Below are 19,455 nucleotides of genomic sequence, written 5' to 3'. Positions count from 1 at the left end.
AAAAGATGCTTATACCGACTAAAAAAGTATAAACATCAAAATAGTTAAATCGTTCATTTTTTCACAAACTTATTTCCAATAAATCATCTGATTCTCAAGATTTTCCTTATTTACATAATTTCTTTGCATTGGAAAAGGACAGCCTAGGTTATATTTCTTTATTTCATCATTTACCTCAGAGATCATTTTAGCTATTTCTTTACTATTTTCATCCGAATTTAACTTCATCAATATCGTTTCAAGCTTCTGAAATATTTTCTTTTGTTGTATTACCCAATCTGGTTTATAGCCCGACTTCTTAATAACAGTTGTTAATAGATCATCTTTTAAAAGCTCCTTAGGTAATGGTTTACCTAATCCAGGTAGATCTTCAAATCCACCTTCTTTTTCATGACGCTTTACGATTTCACTTAACCAATCTACATATTTCCCATTATTCGACATCGTTTTAGCCACCTTTTTGGTTAGTCTTATATTATTATAATTCGTTACTTTTTAACTATTTCCTTTATATATTATGCAAACGAATGTTTTAAGTAAGTTTCTAACTTTATCCAAATTATGAACTTTTTGTATAAACAAAAAGAGAAACTAATCATGCTAGTTCCTCTTAAATTTAATATGTATTTTTATAACAAAATTCAACTCAAATTAGATTTAATAAAAAAAATTTATGCTCGATGTCTTTGAATAAACACATTCTCTTTATAATTTTTTAACAAGCCTCTTTCTCTCAAATATTCCTTAAAATACAAGTTTGCTTCTTTTCGCTCATCATAAGGATTCTTAGAAAGTACAAACCCTAACTTATCATCCTTTTGAAGTTCAACACCTGACATATATAAATGAATTTTATATTGATGATAAATTTCTTTTAACGGTTCCATGAAATTTATAGCGAAAGCAGAAAGCAACTTAATTTCTGTATCGAATGTAAATCTTGTAATATAGCTTAAATCCACAAAAATTACGCCAATAAATCCGGTATTTGAAATTTCAGCCCTAATTGTTTTTTCATTATTTAAGTGACCAATCTCACGAAGATATTCAATAAAATAACGGATTCCTTCTTCTTTTTCGAATGGCTTTTTTGATAAAATTAAGCCAATTTTCTTTTCATCACGTAAATATTCACATGCAATATATGCTGAAATGTTTTGTTTCTGAAATAATGCACATGCAGCTTGTAATAGACCATTTAATACTTCATGTATAATTAAAGGATGCTTCCTTGAGAAATAATATTGATGTTCTTGCAATTCTTCCATGTCAATGAAACTTGCTCCGATAAAACCTGTATTGGATATAATAGGTGTTTTGGAATTCCTTTTAGTTGCTCCATTTCTTTTCATCATGCAAGTTCCTTTCCTTCTAAAATCTATATACAGAACATTAGTTCGCTTTTTATATTTTAATCATACACAATAAATTTTAAAATGTAAATCTTAAAAATGAAAAAAAGGATACGAAAATTTTTCGCATCCTTGAAATAACTCTTATTAAGATCGATTGCTTAAGAAACAGTTTCTTCCTCAATGTCTACATAGCAATCCATTGTATGTACTTCTTTGTCTTCATGATTTCCAAAGTAAATAGTGAAATTCATTGTCTAACACCCTTTCACAAAGGATATAATTTTAATTTAAATTCTATTTAATTATATTATTATTTCCAAGAAATAACAATACTTACATCATATATGAAAGAAGATGTTTAGGTTAGTAGATAATCAAATTAGTTTATTACTAATTTTGTCTAATAATATACTATAAAAACTAATTTAGTAAGATGTCCGCTTTTTAACTGGCACAAATAAATGAACTTTAGCTTTTCCATTTGGATCTTCAGCAGGATTATTCATATTAAATTCTAAGTTATAGCGTTCGTAATCAGCTTCAAAATCACTATTTGGTAACCATTGTTCATATATAAATTTATATCCACTATTTAGCATACTAGGAGAATCATAATATTGATATAAAGCGTATAGCCCACCAGCTAATTTCCTAAATTCTATATTTTCATGATTTTCCTTATCAAAACGATCAGGTATAGTAACACATGCATCATGACGACAATTATGACTTTCTACTAAATCTGGATTATCTAAGGAAATTCCTATGAAAGATTGTTGAGGTGGAAAAAGTCCATTATTTATTGCCCAATTTAATAGCTTATCCCAATGTTCTCCATTTGGTTCAAAATATGATCCATAGCGCCTGAAATACGCAACTTCATATTCAGGTAGTTCTTTAATTAAAATATTCATCTTCTCAACTCCTAATTAGTAATAAAGACCTTTATTCTCTAACTATTATTAAAATTCCTTTTCTTATAAAAGTTTAATGAGAGCAGATAAATGACCGAATGAGAACTAATAAAAAATCAGCAAAATCTTCTAGTTTATTAATTCTTTTGTCCAATACCCTACTACTAATATGGAATATATTAATATGTTCTACTAAAAAGGAGGATGAGTTATAAAATTGATCGTACCAATAAAATATTTAGAAACATTACCAGGTAAGGCTGCACATTTATTTTTGTTTAGTGATGGTAATCGTTATGCAGTTAAATGTAAAAATAATTTCCATGGAACAAGGGAGCTCGTAAACGAATACGTAGTCGCTAGATTAGGTCAGTTGTTGAATTTGCCTATTGTCCCATTTGAAATTATAAAATTATACGAAAAGCAAATTCAGCAAATACCAAAAAAATTTTCTTCTGATTACCAAGCAGGCCACCAGTTTGCTAGCCTTTTTATAGATAACTGTACTGGTCTTGCAAAAAAACCTCCTCACCCTACTTTAAATGAAATAAATAATCCCCATGTTTTGGCTGGAATTCTTGTTTTCGATTTTTGGGTCCACGATGCAGACCGTACTAAAAGCAATATTCTTTTGAAACAACTCCCAGATGGACAGTATGATATTTTTATGATTGATCATGGAAAATGTTTTCCTGGAGGATACAAATGGAATGCAGAAACGCTTCAAAAGTCCAAAAAGTTTAAGAAGGATTCAGTCGTTCATATTTGGACGATAGACATATTAAATGACTTAAACATCATAACGTATTATATTGAAAAAATCTTGGAATTATCAGAAGCATCCGTCCAAGAAGTGCTCCAGCAGATCCCTGTAGACTGGAATGTTTCACACGAAGACAAAGAAGCACTTTTTATCTATCTGAAAGAACGCAAAAAAACACTTTCTGATTAAGTTTATACATTTGTAAAAAGATATTTGAATCATAAAAATTAAATTATCATTATTAATTTTACTTGGCTTTACCCATTTAACTATAATACCCTTCAGATATTTTTCTGAAGGGATTCTTTATTTTTATATTTTTTCTTCTTATATATTTTCCGAAACTTGAGAAATGAAATAATTCTCCAAGGGAAAATATATCCGATTGCAACAGTAATAAACAGTGCTGCCTCAGTTTCATTGCCGAGCCACTTTAAATAATCGCGAAGTAAAAATCGGATAATAAAGATTGTAACGAAGACGACGATGAAACTTCTGTTCTTTGTAGCATAGATATGTTGGTCGGATCGGAGTTCATAGTTAGTCGTCCAAATAAGTGGAATAGATAAAATAAATCCAAAGAAAAGTGCACAAATCCATTCCCAGCTAGCAGCATGAGCATCCGGATTCAAAATAATGGGAAGACTAGGTATCAGTAAATATAGTATGGGGAGGAGAAGGCGAACTCCGCTTCCTTTAATTGGGTGATACATAGCCCGCGTTCTTCGCCATAATACCAATGCTGCAATCACAATAACAATCATGTAAAAAGAAGAAACGTTCATAAATTCCCCCACAATTGAATTATTTTGACTATAATTAGTGGTCACAGTTATGAAATTTGAAAAACATTAAACTTTTTTATATATACTCCTTAGATAAATAGTTAAGAAGTGAAAAATAAATTGAAAGTTCAAACATTAGGAGAAAGATAGATTTTTTAAAATGATTTTATCATATTTTATAAATAAGTTAGTTGAACAAGGAAACTAAAACTCTATATAAAAGGGATGGCTGTTTTCATTCAAACAATATTCTATTCTTTGTTTGAAGTTTTTCCAGGTTACCATTGCTAAAGCTTCCTCAATAGGAAAATATCCCAATTCTAAACTTTCTGAAGAAGTTGTCAACTTTCCGCCGATTGGTTTAGCTAAAAACAACGTGTTACAAATAGAACCACTAACATTTTGAAATATTCCACAAAATTTCAAAACTTCAATATCAATTCCACTTTCCTCTTTTGTTTCCCTAATTGCAGCTTCTTTCAATGATTCCCCCTCTTCAACTTGCCCACCTGGCATTTCCCAACCTCTTTTCGGACCCTTAATTAATAAAATTTCATTTTGTTCATTAATTACAATTGTCGCAGCTGAAATAATATGTTTGGGTGGCGAAAAGAATTTTTCTGTATTTTTTTCCTTAGATAACAAAAGAATTCCCCTTTCTATTTCACATTACTAAATAATCCTTTTTAAATTCTATTAAACTTATAGAAACCTTTTTTATTGAACTAAACTGATATTTCCCCTTAAAAAAATCGACTATTCAGCCGATCGTTTTGTTCGATAGCCTATGCTACATCTAATTCAAAATGTTAAGGAAAAGATATTTTAATCTATTATGTTTAATATTGGTGTTTGATCAGGCGAATTCGTTTCTAAATATTCCTGTTGGAGAATTCCATATATTCCACAATCCTTGTATTGATTATTTTTTCGAACCATATGCCTAATAATGCCTTCGCGTTTCATCCCCACTTTTAACATAATTTTACCAGATGCAGGATTATCAATATTATGTGTTGCCGATATCTTATGAATATTCATAAAACGGAATGCAAAATCAACAACTGCATGTAATGCTTCTGTTCCATAGCCCTGATTCCACCAATTAAATCCGATGTCGTATCCAACCTCACAGTTTTCTGTATTTTCATTGATATTATATAGATCAATCGTTCCAATTAATTCGCCAGTTTCCTTTACTTCTATACCCCAATAGCAAAACTTATCGCTTTCATATTGATTAGTAATTTCAGTCAATCGGTTGAATGTTTCGGAAATCGATTTATGTGGTCCTTTAATTAAATTATCCATTACACGATAATCTGAGAATATGTAATCAAACATTCTATTTGCATCATTCATTTCTATTTTCCTTAATTTAAGTCTTTTGGTTTCTATCATTGGGGCACCTTTATAAGTAATCATTCAATCACCTTCATTTTCTGCAATTTATTTCGAATTTTATATACTATAAAAAATTATTTATTTTACAGAAGATAAATTCATCATTTGGACTTTTCCTTTTTGAAACACAATTTAATATTTAACTTTCACATTCCATATATAACAATACTTACAAAATTCAAATAAAAATAGCAGCAAAAGGCTGATATAGAAGTTTTTTCCAAACTTTCATTGATCAAGAATAGCAAAACAATAACTAAATAACTTCTTACTAACAAATTGTTCTAACTAGTACCTTAATTAATCAAATTATGATCTGTAAACAGTTGTTTTAAATGGATAAACTCATTGTAATGGTTCTATTTTTGAATCCCATTTTTTCATATAGTTTAATGGCTTGATTACCTGCGTATACACTTAAACGAACCTCTGAATATCCAGCCTGTTTAAGATATTCCATACCGGATTCTATCAATCGTTTTGATATTCCCATTCCTCTAAATTCTTCTAACACAAATAATTCATAAATAAAACCATATTTCTTTTCTGTTAATTGGTCTTTACTTGTTCCTATAAGAATCCACCCCAGTAAAGTATCCTCTTCAGAAGCTATTAAATAGTAGCTTCCTTTCTGCAATAGAGGCTCAATAAGTTGTTTGATTTTTTCATCCGTTGGTTTTACCTCACCTAAAGTGCCATCGAATAAGGCTTTTGGCGAAAGCGATAAAATCATTTTATATTCCGAATTGTTTGGTTTTCTTATTTCCATAAATTCAGTTCTCCTCTCCAATATTTTATGACGATTGCCCATTAATGAATTACGTTTAACAGGGCCTAATCATGATTGATACAACCTTGTAAAAATAATACGGAACAATCTACTAAAATCACATTGATATTTTAGTAGTAACTAATTCCAGGATATTAATTTAGTATCTTTCATATTATTTCTCCGTCTTAAAAACCTTAAATATACATATTCTGGCAGATATTTCAACTAAGGAGTACGAATTAGGTACTCGTGATATTCAATATATACTACAAAACAAATTATCGCTTTAAGTTTTTTGACTATTTGCACTACGTTAGTTTAATAATTTGGAGAATAAATACGATTCGTATCCGTATCAATTACAAAATCCACTTCATCATAATTGCCAAAATTTAATTTATCAAAATGATGTATTCTACAAAACAAGTCAGGTAAATCGCTTATATCACTAACGATACTTAATGCTTGTAGATATTTTTGCTTTAATTCTTTCTTAGAACACTTTCTACCTGTAAGAAAAACCTGCTGATAAAATCCATCAATTTTTACTATTATAATAGTCACGACTGGGTGCTAACCAATCCATATAGCATAAAATTTTTTATTAATAGCCTGTTTTATCATATAAACTTATGTAACTGAAGTAATGCGCAACTTGTACAATATAAATATATTAATTTTCAATTTCGCTCCAGATATTCATTGCTACTTTAAAGCAATCTTCAAAGTCAAACTCCTCACTAAACCATTTTTCAAAAATACGTTTAGTTAGTAATGCAAGTTCATTTTCGTTTTTTACTGTATGAATCTCGTTAACTATATTTTTTATTTGAGGTTCGTATTCATCATCAGGTGCTCAATTACCTAATAATCCCATAGGATCCCATTTGTCTATTTCTAACTTAACAATCTCATATTTTTTTCTATCTATTTTTCATCACTCCAATATTAAACTAACACATAATCTATTTATAATTTCATCTATATTTTATCACTAAGCCAAACTGTATTAATCAATCAAAAAACTCATGAAAAAGGTAAGTCCTTATTCAACTATCCTTCACTTTAGTTCAACAAAAAAGGGTCACCGAAGCAACTCTCGAACTTCAACTATTGCATCAGTTAGTTGCATAAAAAAGAAAATTTTTTACTAAATTCTAAAAACTTTATTTATATCCAATGCTGCTGAAATGGTTTTCGCTTGAAGGTCGGATAATAAATATACTTAAAAATAGCGCTAAAAATAACATAATAAAACTACCAGTAATTACTGACATTTTAATCGATACATAGTGAGTAGAAAATCCGATTAGCATAGTTGAAACTATCACTAATATTGCCTCAACAAAACCATAGATACTTCCCACTCTCCCCATTATCTTAACATCTACGTTGGATTGGTAAAATGTATCAAATCCCGTATTTGCAAAAGACAACGCAAATGATAATATGAAAAATCCGATTCCAGCCATTGAAAAATAATTTGAAAATGAATATACGATATATCCTAATGATAAAAAAGTTGTCCCAATACCCATAAGCCAAGAAGGATGTAGTCTTTTTGCAAAAATTGTATTAATAATTGCACCTATACCAATTCCTGCTCCAGCAATACTTACTAGAACACCATATTCAGTATTACTCAAATGAAGTACGCTCTTTGAAAACACTGCTTCTAATGAATCAACAGCAGCCGTTAAAACTAATATACTATTAAACAAAAAATAAATTATCATAACGTAACTTGATTTACGACTGAATTTTAAAACCTCAATAAAATCTTTCCTAATTAGTTTGAAGGAAATCTTCTCATATTTTACCTTTCGCATTGTTACCTTATCCAAATTAGGTAAACAAGCTGTTACAATTCCCGAAATGATAAATGAGATCGCATTAATATTAATAGCAAACATAGGTGTGCCAATCATAAAAAGTAGACCTGCAATCGCTGGTCCAGTTAGAAATCCTACAGATTGAACTAAACTACGCAAAGCATTGAAGCGAATCCTCTGATTCTGTGGAATTAATTTTGTTATATAAGTTGTTGATGTTGGATAAAACATTGAACTTCCCATATTAACGATAAATACGATGACAAAGATCAAAAAGACGGATGATATACTTGGTAATAAGAATATTAATAATCCCCTCAAGAAATCCAAAAGTACCATTAAATTCCTTTTGTTAAATCGGTCGATTAAACTGCCAGCCCATAGGTTAGTAAGTATTGTTGCTAATGGTTTCAAGACATAAAGAGTGGATACAGCCAAAACAGATTTCGTCAAATCAAAAATAATTAAATTTAGTGCGATTAAATAAATCCAATCTCCAATATTTGAGACGCCTATTCCAAATAGTAAAAGCAAAGGGTTTTTCCAATTAATATACATCTTATTTCTTTTCATTTTACACCTCTAAATAAATATTTTTAATTTGTACAAATAAAAAACTCGCCCTCCAAGACCGTAGTCTTGGGGACGAGTTTACCTATTGTGTCGTGGTGCCACCCCAGTTTGTTAATATGTCATCACATTAACCTCATTAAGTACATTTTAAACATACTCATACTCTATAACAGGAGCGCCTGTCATACCATCGCCATTATTGGTTCCGATATGAAACTCAGAGTCTTGCTTCAATAGACCATTCATACTCCTTTTCAGCAACTGGAGCTCTCTAAGATGATGAATTCTATTTACTCTTCTCTTCAAAGTTTTTTATTTTTTATACTATTATAACTTTTCTGTCTTATTTGTCTACTGTTTTTTATTTATTCATTATTGCACTATTCTGCCATTTTGTTGATTAAGAAAAAGCGATCTTCTATTGAAGAATCGCAATGCGTTAGTTGCATAAGAACAGCTACAATTTAGAAGTAACTTACATAGAGCTGTACTACTTTCGTTTAAAGAATTCTACATATTTCTTATCTTCATCTATAAAACATCTACCCTCAGATTTTTCATTTGCTAAATCAAAGTATCTTCTAGCAGCACTTATATCTCCCATATCATAAGCTACTTTTCCTGATAGAAATTCTCTTTGCCCTGTGTCGATTCTATCAAGATCACAGCTATAAATTATTTCTGCCCATTTCTTAGCTTCAATAAAATTATTAATCAGGAGATGGGTCTCACTTAGATAAAAAGCAAAATGATAACTATCATCATAGGTACCTTTTGGATCCGGTAAAGCATCCCAGGCTTCTTCAAGATATTTAATTGAGTCTTCGTAGTTTCCTAATTCGAACTCCTGGTTACTTTTATCAGATAGTAAAGATATCCTCTGTTCAAGTTCAAGATTTGATATTTTCACGCTTAATTCCTCCTATATTAGCTCTTGTATAAGCTTTAAATATTTTGGAGTTTCCTCTTCAAATATGCTTTGATCTTCCAACATATATGCTTTCAACAAATATTCCTTTGCCTTTTCTTCTTCATTGGTTTCATATAAGTTCTGACCCAATCTCAGTAGTATGTATGGATTTGCCATTCCTTTAGGACAATTAAAAGCATCATAAAAATAATTCTTTGCTTTGTGATAATCCTCAAGATAAAAATACACATCACCAAGTGCGGTAAGTACCCAAGTGCTAGCTTCCCACATATATTTAGGGTCAGGTATTAGTTCTAAAGCATTTTTGTATTTCTTAATGGCACCAACATAATCTTGTGCTTCAAATAAAGCATCACCTTCCTCAGAAAGTTCAACTATTTTATCATAAATTTCATCATTAATTTCCATAAGCCCTCCTCTTGAACACTAGCTATATTTTAATTATATAGGTAATTTTCAAAAAAAACTTATTCAACTAAACTGCCATTATATTGAATAAAAAAATGCGATCTTCTATTGAAGTATCGCACCCGTTAGCTGAACAAATATACTCAATATTTTTAGACTATTTTGTTCTCTGTTCCATTTAGAATTCTCTTTATATTTTGTCGATGAAGAATGATTATTAATACGCTTATTAGTAGCGAAAGTATTATGATAACTTTATCTTCAAATATTAGACTGTAAATAAATAATGCTATACTCGCCAACATTGAACTTAGTGATACATACTTAGTAAATAACAATGTTAGTAAAAACACAACAAAACCAACCAAAACACCTAAAGGTGTCACAAATAAAAAAACTCCAGTTGTTGTCGCAACAGCTTTTCCACCTTTAAAATTAGCAAATACAGAAAATATGTGTCCTAATATAGCTAATAAACCACAAACAATAGGGTTAATCGTAGAACTAAGTATTAGTGGAAGTAAACAAGCAAGTGTACCTTTTAATATATCAGCAATTGCAACAATTGCTCCTGCTTTCTTTCCAAGAACCCTATAAGAATTAGTTGCACCAAGATTTCCACTACCATAATCACGAATATCTTTCTTATAAAACACTTTACCGATTATTAAAGCAAATGAAATTGAGCCTATTAAGTAACTTAAAATCAGAGTTAGAATGTTCAAATTAGGTATTATCTCCTCACTTAGTTTGTTATTTTAAATATTTCTATTTGTTGTATATTATTTCCTGTAATCCTTCTTGCACTAAACTGCCATTTAGCTGCACAAAAAAGAGCTGCCGAAGCAACCCTTGTTGTTCAACTAACGCACTGCGTTAGTTGAATAAGCTTATTATTTATAAATTGAAAATAGGACCCTTATTTTTTACTTGCTTTTTTTGTTAGAATTTTATAAGGTACTACAAATACAATGTAAATAAATCCAATTCCCCCTAAAACTCCCCCTATTAATGCAATTCCACTTGAGAAAAATTTAATAGATTTAAAACCAAACGATTCTAATACAAGATAACAAATATAGTATGAAAAGGTAAAAATAACGAAAAAAGCAAAATCTTTAATATTTTGATTCCAATTTATTTTTTTAGATTCGAAATAATATATAAGGGTCTTTCCAATAAGATATATAAAAGCATAAATTAATGCATCTTTAAAAGTGAAATGTACTCCACTAAGTAATAAAATAGCTAAAATTATACTAATAATAATTCTTTTTTTCATTTGTGATTCTCCTATACAACTTTACTATTTTCTATTTTTTATTGTTTTGTATAGAAACCAACCACCCCATCCTCCAACTATTATTAATGGTACGATATAAAAATTAAAACTGGTAGCCTTTCTGAACCAATTTGCATTTAAAACCTGAGAGATACTTAAGATGATTCCAAAAGTCAGAAGTCCAAAAAACAATCTAATAAAAAAGCTTTTCATATTCAATACTTCTCCTATATTTACTAACTAAATTTTATCACTTATTTATCGATTATTTATTAGAAGAAAAATCCATTTACAATTCAACTAATCTGCCTGTTTAAACAAAAAAAGACCGACAATTCTGCCGATCATGTGATACAACTAAAGCATGCTTTAGTTAGATAATTTTCTATTTGTTTTCTTTCTTATTAAAGAATGCTAAATCAAAAAATGATATGCCTAAACCTAAGCCTAAAGCTGTACCAAAATTAAGATCATCAATTTCTGAAGGTTGAAATATAAAGTTGAAAATATAATTCGTAGCAATAATTACAATAAAACAAATAATAAACTTTAAAATTCGACTTTTAATTTCAGTTCGTTTTAATTTACTTAACTTTGAAATCACTTTAAATAATAAAAAAAAAATATAAAAGTAAAAATACTACATAGCCTATAACAAACTTATTAGACAATGAATCATCAATGTCCTTAACTAAAATAATTGCAATAAGAATAGTACTTATTAAAAATATTGTATTAAGAATTAAATTATGTTTCTTTATTATTTTTAACTACTCCTCTTGTACTCTCTCTATATTTTCATTACAAAAAACTGCCGAAGCAGCCTTGATCTTCAATTATTGCACTGCGTTAGTTATTTAAGATTATATCAATGTTCCATATTTTCTTTTGCTACACGTCCATTAACATTGCCAGATTCAGTATGACACTTTTCGTAAGAGTGTGGTTTCAGAATTGGTGGAGAAACTTAACTAAAGACTTTATTCTTATGTTTTTTCCTTAAAAATTCAACTAAAGCTAAAATCGATAGACCTATTATTATTGTTACGATATGAAAAAGCCATTTCTTTCCATCGGGAAGATTGCTTTTTATAATTCCAAAACCTGCAATAAATGAATTTCCTCCAATAAAAAAGTTCCATCCCCGTCCAATAAATATGTACTTTCTATAATGATAAAATGATGCACATATAAAAAATACAAAAAATAATATATTAGAAATCACAATTTTTCTCCCTAAATAGTTTTAATAGTTGAATTTTATCATATTAATCCCTTAATTTTTGTTTGAAAAAATATCCAGTTCTTATTCAACTAAACTGCTATTTAGTTAAACAAAAAAGAGTCACCTTTAAGTAACTCTTAATCTTCAACTAATTCATTGCGTTAGTTGAATTACTTTATTAAATGGAATGTTCCATTTTCCACAAGAATGAAGATTCCAAGTGCGATTAAAACAAATGGAACAACAATATGTCCATAACGTTCTATCCCTTTTGCAATGATTGGATGACGAACTAATAGAGAACCAAAATAACACCATATTGCAACCAAACAAAGGAAAAGCACTACAATTAAAATAATTTCACCAATACTTTTACTTGAAAAGTAAGGAACATATACCCCTATGTTGTCCCCTCCATTTGCAAAAGTGATCGTGGCTAATTTTAAAATATTAGGGTTCATGACTTTCTTTAACCAACTAAAGCGATTCGTTGAAACATCTTCTTCTGTATCATCTAGTTCATCATCACAGCCGATGTCTCCGTCAACAGAACGAAGTCTTAGTTTTCGCTCCTGGTAAAGTTCAATTAACTGTTTCATCCCAAGGTAAACAGGGAACAAACCAAGTAGACCAATCCAAGCTTCCGATATAATAAGGGCTCCAAATGACCCGATCAAACTGAAAAAAAGAATGAATATGAATCCAACATATTGTCCAAATACCACATAACGTTTTTCTTCTATTGTTTTGGCTTGCGAGAACCAGCTCATTAACAAGAAAATATCATCAATATTGGTCGCTGCAAAAAAGATAATACTTGAAATAATTAGCGTAACGATTATTGATACACGCTCCTTTCTAAACAATACTATTCATTTTACTAATGTTTTTTTATATTACTACACCTTCTTCAACTAATTTGCCAGTTTGTATAATAAAAAAAGCCGCCTATGTGACTCCTGATCTTATTCAACTAAAGCATGAGTTAGTTGCATAAGAAGCCGAGCATTTTTGTGGCTTATAAATTTCCAATCACAAACACTTTACGAGGAATCCTTACCATTTATTTTTTAAACAACTCAATCTATTCTAATTTTTCTTACAATAATTTCCATTTTGGTTTAAAATTATGTTAATTAGATTTTAAAACTTGAAGGGATGATGGAGTTGAAAAAGCTTATTTTTGCAATCATTACACTAGGATTTCTGTTTGGACTTACATGGATTGTTTCAGATTTTATGCATGGTAAAATGATTGACTATGCGTTTTTTGTAGGATTGGTAGTAACGATCATTATCCGATTTTTCACGAGTAGTGGAGGATATGCATCCAATAGCATTAATTTAAGCACTCAAACACAGACGGGTATGAAAGTAACGGGTGAGAATGCTAGTCCTTTTACAGTAACTCAAAAATCATTTTCTTTACTTGTGTCTTTTACTTTTACAATCGTTTCTTTACTCATTACACTAACTTATTACTGGAAAGAATTTTAAACTTAAGACTAACTAAAGAAAAAAAGGAACTTCGAATGAAGTTCCTTTTTAACTTTTTTATTACATCTGTTTGTGGACAAAGGTAAAATCTTTAAGTGCGTTTGAATTTACTTGTTTATTAGGAACAAGTTCTTTTCGATTCTTTGGCATACTTGGATTTTCGATTCCTTTTTTGATGAAAGTAAAAGCGATAATTGTTAAAACAAACCCGATACATGGACCAATAACAATCCACTTATCTAGCATTAATTCTGCATAGGAGAGACCAATTAACCCTGACCACTCGTTCGATAATGAGACTGTAACATCTCTTTCGCCCGTATTAACTACATAACTTCCACCAACAATTAAGTTAAAAACGCCTAGATGAACTAGTAACAATAACACTTGTATAATTTGTTGAACAAACAGTAGGAGTAGCCTTGAACGTAAAAACGGAATAACATGTTTCCGAATAATCCAAAGTTTGCTTCCTCCCATAATTCTTGATGAAGTAATAAATTCATTTTTAACATAAAAGTTTACTTCATTGCCTACAACACTGGTTAATGGTGGAAGTGCAACAACAGTTAATAAAATAAGTTGTGAGATTAACAATGTCAACCCGTCACTTGATTGACTAATAAAATTCACTTGAAAAAACAAGAATACGAGAAAAACTGCTGGGACAAATCGGAATGCCCGTTCAAACGCTTGAAAGAAAAATCGCATTCTTTGTAAATACACGCCATATACTACGCCAAATACCATTCCAAAAAACACACGAAAGACTCCAATAAGCATTGCAAACAGAATCGTATATTTTGCACCATCGATTACAGCCCAAAATACATCTTTCCCATGACGATCCACCCCAAAAAGATAGTGAAAACTAGGAGGATATGGAAAGGTATCGATGACTCTCCCCTCTTGGTTATAAAGAAACTTAGGTGGTGGTTGAATGACATCTTTTAAGTAAACTGTATAGAAAAAACTAAAACAAAGCAGAGAAAGTATGAAGGAACTACCGATAAGAAAAGAGCGATTTTTTATATACTTCATTAGATTAATTGCTCCTCTCCTGTTAATTTCAAAATGACAAATTTGGAAAGTACATCAAATAAATAGAATGGTATAAATAGAAACACTAAACAGACAAAAAATGCTTCGGGATTATGGTTTTTGATAAGAAAATAGAGTAATTTAAAATACCCACTCATATTAAACAAGTACTCGAGAACAAGCAGGTTCGAGATTAAAAACCAAAAAATGTATTGGATATTTGAGAAAACAGTCACTAAAACATTTCTGAAAATATGTTTGAATAAGATCCATTTCATTGTTAGTCCTTTTGCTTTGGCAAATTCAACATACGTTTTTTGCCTTTCATCCTCAATTGCTAATAATGTCATTTGCGACAACAGTATACCAGGTAAAATTGAAACAACCAGAATCGGTAAGACATAGACTTTGTCAAATCCAGCGATTGGATCAAGAATCATGACCCCCGTTTTTTTATAGATCCAAATAAAAATTAATTGGGCAGCAAATATAAACATCACATCGGGGATACTTTGCAAAAAGTAAAACCATTCTTGTACAATGTTTCTAATTTTCACTGGAAGTAAGAATAGCCCAAACGAACAGAACAGTGCCAATAATAATGAACACAAAAACGAAACAGCCAATATGATGAGTGAATAAGTATATGGTTCTTTCATCAAATTCATTAGCAAATCATAATGCTTATTCATATTGATTGTTATGGTATCGATATACACTAAACTGCCGAGATAAACTTGAATTTGATCCCAAAACGTGTGAAACAGCTCATTTCGGGGTCCTTGTAACGAAACAGAAAAAGCAATAATCAATCCAATCATCGTAATGGTTAATACTAACTGAAACATTTTTTCCAACGTAAATTTAAGTATCTTCATATTAAAATTAGCCCATGAACGATTTCGTTCATGAGCTTCCTCCATTATTTTTTCGGTGCAGCAACAGTATATAAATTAAAATATCCACCAGTAGTAAAGCCATCTGTTTTCTGAATGGTTGTCGTTTGATGAAGAACTACTTTCCCTTGATCATCTACTTCAATGCCAGAATCATCCGTTTTTTTGATGTATTCTCCGTTTTCTCCATATTTTTTTTGTATTTCTTTTGGCTGGTTATTTGGAATGAAGTATAAATTGATATTATAGTCCTTTGAAGCATCAAAACTTGTATCAAGCCAGTTAAAGTATCCATCATCTTTTTCTACCTGAATTTTTTCATCATACACTAAATCTGTTTTCCCAACTTCACTAATCTGTAATGTCAAGATACTGCCTTTTGGTAAATTTGTGTCACCCGAAACACGAATTTTTCCTCGGTCCGTATACAGTCCACTAGCATTTATATCGATCTTTTGCGGTGGTTTTTTTATTGCACACCCCATTAATGATGCGATAACTACTAGTACAACACTCAACATTAAAACAAACTTTTTCATTTTTGATACCTCTTATTTCTCTCGATTTACCACACTATTTGTCAAAAGTTGGTATTTTTTCTCTTAAATAAATGATTCGTTACCGTTCTTGGTAATCCTTCTTGAAATAAATTTTCCCAATTTTTTGAAAAAGTCAAAGAGTGTAATTAAAATCACAACAAAAAAACGCTCGAACTTATATCCAAGCGTCTTTTGAAGAGTCTTATATTAATAACTTTCTTTACCTAATCGTATATCCAATGCTTGATAAAACACATTCAGGTGTTCTTCAACTAATGCATGATTAAGTTGAATAAGGCTAATTTATTAATGTAATCTAGTTCAAATTTCAAATCACTATTTTTTCTTTTTTTATTTCCTACTTTATTTGTAACTAATGGAAAGCGTTGCTTACTTTCTAAGTAAAATTTCAACTCTAAAAATGTACTTAATGGAAATTCATGTGCATGCCACATTTCCTTATATCCAACAATTCCGTGCTCCACGAGAATCATTTCAACTTCTCTTATAACTTCTTTTAAGAAAACATCATAAGGACATTTTTCATTTAGCACTACTGTTTCATCTTCATCATCGTCACAGTAAATAAGATTAATATGTATATTTTCGTTATCTAAATATTTTAAGTTCCATCTTAATATATCAGGTTCAGCATCCCACATATAATATGAACCATTTTCTTTAAAATCGCCATTTGGATCAAATAATGGATGTATTTTTTTAATTGCATTTAAAATACCACCTAACGCATCTGTTAAATATCCTGGATCGAAACTAAAACTTTTAGTATTAATCTCTATATTAAAATTTGCCCAACCTGAACCCCGTAATTTATATTCAAACTTCAATTTTCTAACATCCTTTAAGGTTATTTTGAAACTAATTATATCATTCCTTATTCAACTAATCTGCCATTTTGTTGAATAAAAAACTTATTGCTAACCCTAAAATGGAAAAGCTAAACCATATAGATTCCTCTAATATCCGATAAAATTTTATAGCAATAATGAGAATAAGAATAAGTAGTAAAAATATAAATAATTCCGTCATAGTTCGCTCGCCTTTAAAGTATTCTTTAAATTTAGTCTTGATAAATACTCGTAATCTATGGATGAGATTAATCGTATAAAAATAACATTAACCAAACAAAAATAAGTGGTATCACTAAAAGGGAGTCCTACAAATTATGAGTACTTTATACGATTTTTGATTTTCCTCTATTGCCAAAAATAAAAACCTCTATTCTCTATTTAGAACAAAGGTTTTCTATTACTTTATTATCTAGTTACAAGCTGCCCACTCGATTTAGGTTCGTCCTCTACGTTCTTACTAACTTCATTTAATTTTTCCTTATTCACAAAATCAAAATCATTTAATCCCTGATATAAAGCTTCATATTTCATAGGTTGCTTCTTTTTTTGTCCAGTTTGGTTTTCCAGTAAACGCTCAATACCCAATTTAATAAGATTAAAAGCAAATATTGAAACAATAAACGCTATACTTGGACCAATAATTACCCATGAATCAATCGATAACTCGATGTAATTTGCACCAATCATTGCAGACCATTCATTAGCTTGTGACATCGGTCGATCGACTCCAAGATCTAAATAAAGGACTTTTACACCACCAATAAATAGTTTAAAAACTCCTAATTGGGTTAGTAAAAATAAAGTTTGAATAGTCTGTTGAACAAATAATAAAAGAATACGGCTTCGTAAATATGGTATGACATGTTTACGACTGATCCAGCCATTTCGTGCACCTATGACTCTAGAGCTAGTAATGAAATCATTTTTTAAAAAATCTCTTACTTCTTCACCGATTGAATTCATCAATACTGGTATCGAGATAATGATTAGTAATGATATTTGAATTGCTATTGTTTTTTCTTTTACTGCTTCTGGAACGTCATTTAACCTCTCAAAAAATGGAAATATAATGATAACAGCTGGCACAAAACGAAAGGCATTCAAAATTGGTTCAAAAATTTTAAGTAATCTTTGATTCATGAATCCGAAAAATGTACCTAATAAACCGCCAAATATGACTCTCATTAATCCTACAACAATAGCAATGGATAAAGTGTATTTAGCCCCATCAATTACCATCCAAAATACATCTCTTCCAAATCGGTCGACACCAAAAAGATATTTCCAACTTGGAGGATAACCATATGTATCTATTAACTTACCTTTTGCATTATATAACAAAGCTGGGGCTGGTTTTATTGTATCCTTAATAAAGTAAGTATAAATAAAACTAAAGGTGATTAAGCCAAGTATGATAAAGCTTCCTATTATAATTGGTAAATACTTTCTAATTTTTATCATACAGCTTGTCCCCCTTTCATTCTATTTACAATTTGTTTAAACAGAATCTCTAGCAAAAAGAATGGGATAAATAGTAAAACTAATGCCATAAAAAAGATTTCAGGCGATCTGCTATTATTAAATAGAAATGAGAAATAGCCCTTCATATTAAAGAACTTTTCTACTATTAATAGATTTGAAATCATCATCCAAAATATTAACTTACTATTACTTAATAAAGTAATCGCAACATTACTGAATATATGACGGATAATAATCCAAGAGTTAGAAAGTCCCTTTGCTTTTGCATACTCTACATAGTCTCTAATTTTTTCTTCTTGTATTGCTAGAAATAACATTTGAAAAAGTTGGATTGTAGGAATGATTGATACAAGGATGATCGGTAATGCGTAGGCTTTGGATTCAAAGCCACTTATTGGATCGACAATTTTTACGCCGGTTTTATTAAAAATCCATAAAAAGAAAATTTGAAATGCGCAAATCATTACTACGTCTGGAATAGATTGTAAGAAAAATAGGATGCTATTCATTATTTTTCTAAATGATTTTGGACCTATATTTACTATATACACAATAAATAATGCGACGAAAATTGAAAGTAAAAACGCTGAAAAAAGAATCGTAAAAGAATAAACGTATGGCTCAATAAATACAGAAGAAAAAGGAACATATTGGAATTCTTTTAAGTAAACTTCTAAATTATCGAAGTAAAAAAAACTCCAAAAAAAGATTTGTAATTGATTCCAAAACTCAACCAGTCGCTCTCCCTTTGGTAAAAATAGAGTAAAAGAAGTAGCCGTAATTAAACCAATTCCGAATATAGTTAAACAAAACTGAAGAAGATATTTAGATATAGTTCTGCTTGTTTGTATCATGTTTTATACACAATCTGTTTCGTCTAATTG

Annotated in this window: 22 protein-coding genes, 1 pseudogene and 1 other annotated feature; of the genes and pseudogenes, 2 read left to right on the top strand and 21 right to left on the bottom strand. The window is 30.0% G+C overall.

Annotated elements, in window-relative coordinates; genetic code table 11:
• Positions 1-69 precede the first annotated feature (69 nt).
• The 3 genes from ABEY15_RS16115 to ABEY15_RS16105 all read right to left on the bottom strand — a co-directional run bounded on the left by ABEY15_RS16115 (position 70) and on the right by ABEY15_RS16105 (position 2,269).
• Entirely contained in the window at positions 70-444 is a 375-nt protein-coding gene (locus ABEY15_RS16115; protein WP_429891169.1) for a DnaJ family domain-containing protein, read from the bottom strand.
• 227 nt (positions 445-671) lie between these two features.
• Positions 672-1,355, bottom strand: coding sequence for a hypothetical protein (locus ABEY15_RS16110; RefSeq protein WP_429891168.1), 684 nt, complete (start codon positions 1,353-1,355; stop codon positions 672-674).
• Between the two features lie 425 nt (positions 1,356-1,780).
• Positions 1,781-2,269 (bottom strand): AraC family transcriptional regulator, encoded by a 489-nt coding sequence (locus ABEY15_RS16105; protein ID WP_429891167.1) that lies wholly within the window; start codon positions 2,267-2,269, stop codon positions 1,781-1,783.
• A gap of 217 nt (positions 2,270-2,486) precedes the next feature.
• Between ABEY15_RS16105 and ABEY15_RS16100 the strand changes: the two genes are divergently transcribed.
• On the top strand, positions 2,487-3,221 hold the full coding sequence (locus tag ABEY15_RS16100; RefSeq protein ID WP_429891166.1) for a HipA family kinase: 735 nt from the start codon (positions 2,487-2,489) through the stop codon (positions 3,219-3,221).
• A gap of 92 nt (positions 3,222-3,313) precedes the next feature.
• Here ABEY15_RS16100 and ABEY15_RS16095 read toward each other — a convergent pair whose 3' ends face one another.
• From ABEY15_RS16095 to ABEY15_RS16040, 12 genes and pseudogenes are all read right to left on the bottom strand, one after another.
• Entirely contained in the window at positions 3,314-3,817 is a 504-nt protein-coding gene (locus tag ABEY15_RS16095) for a CcdC protein domain-containing protein (RefSeq protein ID WP_429891165.1), read from the bottom strand.
• A gap of 204 nt (positions 3,818-4,021) precedes the next feature.
• Positions 4,022-4,462, bottom strand: a complete 441-nt coding sequence (locus ABEY15_RS16090; protein WP_429891164.1) for an NUDIX hydrolase — start codon at positions 4,460-4,462, stop codon at positions 4,022-4,024.
• A gap of 180 nt (positions 4,463-4,642) precedes the next feature.
• A complete protein-coding gene (locus ABEY15_RS16085) occupies positions 4,643-5,242 on the bottom strand; it encodes a GNAT family N-acetyltransferase (protein WP_429891163.1) in 600 nt (199 codons plus the stop codon).
• 310 nt (positions 5,243-5,552) lie between these two features.
• Complete coding sequence (locus ABEY15_RS16080; RefSeq protein ID WP_429891162.1) at positions 5,553-5,990, bottom strand: N-acetyltransferase family protein; 438 nt, start codon at positions 5,988-5,990, stop codon at positions 5,553-5,555.
• A 676-nt stretch (positions 5,991-6,666) separates the two neighbouring features.
• Positions 6,667-6,831 (bottom strand): annotated as a pseudogene (locus tag ABEY15_RS16075) (hypothetical protein); the annotation flags it as partial.
• Positions 6,832-7,159: 328 nt separating this feature from the next.
• Complete coding sequence (locus ABEY15_RS16070) at positions 7,160-8,398, bottom strand: MFS transporter (RefSeq protein ID WP_429891161.1); 1,239 nt, start codon at positions 8,396-8,398, stop codon at positions 7,160-7,162.
• A gap of 65 nt (positions 8,399-8,463) precedes the next feature.
• Positions 8,464-8,713, bottom strand: a binding site (T-box leader).
• Between the two features lie 175 nt (positions 8,714-8,888).
• Positions 8,889-9,308 (bottom strand): hypothetical protein, encoded by a 420-nt coding sequence (locus tag ABEY15_RS16065; protein WP_429891160.1) that lies wholly within the window; start codon positions 9,306-9,308, stop codon positions 8,889-8,891.
• Positions 9,309-9,320: 12 nt separating this feature from the next.
• The gene (locus ABEY15_RS16060; RefSeq protein ID WP_429891159.1) at positions 9,321-9,737 is read right to left on the bottom strand and encodes a tetratricopeptide repeat protein; all 417 of its coding nucleotides are present in this window, start codon (positions 9,735-9,737) and stop codon (positions 9,321-9,323) included.
• A 152-nt stretch (positions 9,738-9,889) separates the two neighbouring features.
• Positions 9,890-10,462 (bottom strand): glycerol-3-phosphate 1-O-acyltransferase PlsY, encoded by a 573-nt coding sequence (plsY, locus tag ABEY15_RS16055; protein ID WP_429891158.1) that lies wholly within the window; start codon positions 10,460-10,462, stop codon positions 9,890-9,892.
• Between the two features lie 194 nt (positions 10,463-10,656).
• The gene (locus tag ABEY15_RS16050; RefSeq protein ID WP_429891157.1) at positions 10,657-11,019 is read right to left on the bottom strand and encodes a hypothetical protein; all 363 of its coding nucleotides are present in this window, start codon (positions 11,017-11,019) and stop codon (positions 10,657-10,659) included.
• A gap of 967 nt (positions 11,020-11,986) precedes the next feature.
• Positions 11,987-12,244, bottom strand: coding sequence for a hypothetical protein (locus ABEY15_RS16045; RefSeq protein WP_429891156.1), 258 nt, complete (start codon positions 12,242-12,244; stop codon positions 11,987-11,989).
• 170 nt (positions 12,245-12,414) lie between these two features.
• Positions 12,415-13,110, bottom strand: coding sequence for a cadmium resistance transporter (locus ABEY15_RS16040; RefSeq protein ID WP_429891155.1), 696 nt, complete (start codon positions 13,108-13,110; stop codon positions 12,415-12,417).
• A 301-nt stretch (positions 13,111-13,411) separates the two neighbouring features.
• Here ABEY15_RS16040 and ABEY15_RS16035 point away from each other — a divergent pair, with 301 nt between their 5' ends.
• A complete protein-coding gene (locus ABEY15_RS16035) occupies positions 13,412-13,741 on the top strand; it encodes a hypothetical protein (RefSeq protein WP_429891154.1) in 330 nt (109 codons plus the stop codon).
• A 60-nt stretch (positions 13,742-13,801) separates the two neighbouring features.
• Here ABEY15_RS16035 and ABEY15_RS16030 read toward each other — a convergent pair whose 3' ends face one another.
• The 6 genes from ABEY15_RS16030 to ABEY15_RS16005 form a co-directional block, all read right to left on the bottom strand.
• Positions 13,802-14,782, bottom strand: a complete 981-nt coding sequence (locus ABEY15_RS16030) for an ABC transporter permease (protein ID WP_429891153.1) — start codon at positions 14,780-14,782, stop codon at positions 13,802-13,804.
• Positions 14,782-15,660, bottom strand: a complete 879-nt coding sequence (locus tag ABEY15_RS16025) for an ABC transporter permease subunit (protein ID WP_429891152.1) — start codon at positions 15,658-15,660, stop codon at positions 14,782-14,784. Before ABEY15_RS16025 ends, ABEY15_RS16030 begins: the two co-directional genes overlap by 1 nt.
• 44 nt (positions 15,661-15,704) lie before the next feature.
• The gene (locus tag ABEY15_RS16020; protein ID WP_429891151.1) at positions 15,705-16,217 is read right to left on the bottom strand and encodes a hypothetical protein; all 513 of its coding nucleotides are present in this window, start codon (positions 16,215-16,217) and stop codon (positions 15,705-15,707) included.
• A 272-nt stretch (positions 16,218-16,489) separates the two neighbouring features.
• Positions 16,490-17,065, bottom strand: a complete 576-nt coding sequence (locus ABEY15_RS16015; protein WP_429891150.1) for a hypothetical protein — start codon at positions 17,063-17,065, stop codon at positions 16,490-16,492.
• A gap of 429 nt (positions 17,066-17,494) precedes the next feature.
• A complete protein-coding gene (locus ABEY15_RS16010) occupies positions 17,495-18,550 on the bottom strand; it encodes an ABC transporter permease (RefSeq protein ID WP_429891149.1) in 1,056 nt (351 codons plus the stop codon).
• Positions 18,547-19,425 (bottom strand): ABC transporter permease subunit, encoded by an 879-nt coding sequence (locus tag ABEY15_RS16005; protein ID WP_429891148.1) that lies wholly within the window; start codon positions 19,423-19,425, stop codon positions 18,547-18,549. The genes ABEY15_RS16010 and ABEY15_RS16005 overlap by 4 nt, the downstream gene beginning before the upstream one ends.
• Between the last annotated feature and the right edge of the window lie 30 nt (positions 19,426-19,455).

Origin of the sequence: Gottfriedia acidiceleris (assembly GCF_050457485.1) — a bacterium.
Taxonomy (GTDB): domain Bacteria; phylum Bacillota; class Bacilli; order Bacillales; family Bacillaceae_G; genus Gottfriedia; species Gottfriedia acidiceleris_D.
Note: the sequence above shows the minus strand (reverse complement) of the source record. Positions and strands in the feature narration are given on the sequence as shown.

What these genes read in the sequence shown, in the direction of transcription:
- ABEY15_RS16115 (WP_429891169.1), bottom strand. Translation starts at nt 444, where the DNA reads ATGTCGAATAATGGGAAATATGTAGATTGGTTAAGTGAAATCGTAAAG.
- ABEY15_RS16110 (WP_429891168.1), bottom strand. Translation starts at nt 1,355, where the DNA reads ATGATGAAAAGAAATGGAGCAACTAAAAGGAATTCCAAAACACCTATT.
- ABEY15_RS16105 (WP_429891167.1), bottom strand. Translation starts at nt 2,269, where the DNA reads ATGAATATTTTAATTAAAGAACTACCTGAATATGAAGTTGCGTATTTC.
- ABEY15_RS16095 (WP_429891165.1), bottom strand. Translation starts at nt 3,817, where the DNA reads ATGAACGTTTCTTCTTTTTACATGATTGTTATTGTGATTGCAGCATTG.
- ABEY15_RS16085 (WP_429891163.1), bottom strand. Translation starts at nt 5,242, where the DNA reads ATGATTACTTATAAAGGTGCCCCAATGATAGAAACCAAAAGACTTAAA.
- ABEY15_RS16080 (WP_429891162.1), bottom strand. Translation starts at nt 5,990, where the DNA reads ATGGAAATAAGAAAACCAAACAATTCGGAATATAAAATGATTTTATCG.
- ABEY15_RS16070 (WP_429891161.1), bottom strand. Translation starts at nt 8,398, where the DNA reads ATGAAAAGAAATAAGATGTATATTAATTGGAAAAACCCTTTGCTTTTA.
- ABEY15_RS16060 (WP_429891159.1), bottom strand. Translation starts at nt 9,737, where the DNA reads ATGGAAATTAATGATGAAATTTATGATAAAATAGTTGAACTTTCTGAG.
- ABEY15_RS16050 (WP_429891157.1), bottom strand. Translation starts at nt 11,019, where the DNA reads ATGAAAAAAAGAATTATTATTAGTATAATTTTAGCTATTTTATTACTT.
- ABEY15_RS16030 (WP_429891153.1), bottom strand. Translation starts at nt 14,782, where the DNA reads ATGAAGTATATAAAAAATCGCTCTTTTCTTATCGGTAGTTCCTTCATA.
- ABEY15_RS16025 (WP_429891152.1), bottom strand. Translation starts at nt 15,660, where the DNA reads ATGAAGATACTTAAATTTACGTTGGAAAAAATGTTTCAGTTAGTATTA.
- ABEY15_RS16020 (WP_429891151.1), bottom strand. Translation starts at nt 16,217, where the DNA reads ATGAAAAAGTTTGTTTTAATGTTGAGTGTTGTACTAGTAGTTATCGCA.
- ABEY15_RS16010 (WP_429891149.1), bottom strand. Translation starts at nt 18,550, where the DNA reads ATGATAAAAATTAGAAAGTATTTACCAATTATAATAGGAAGCTTTATC.
- ABEY15_RS16005 (WP_429891148.1), bottom strand. Translation starts at nt 19,425, where the DNA reads ATGATACAAACAAGCAGAACTATATCTAAATATCTTCTTCAGTTTTGT.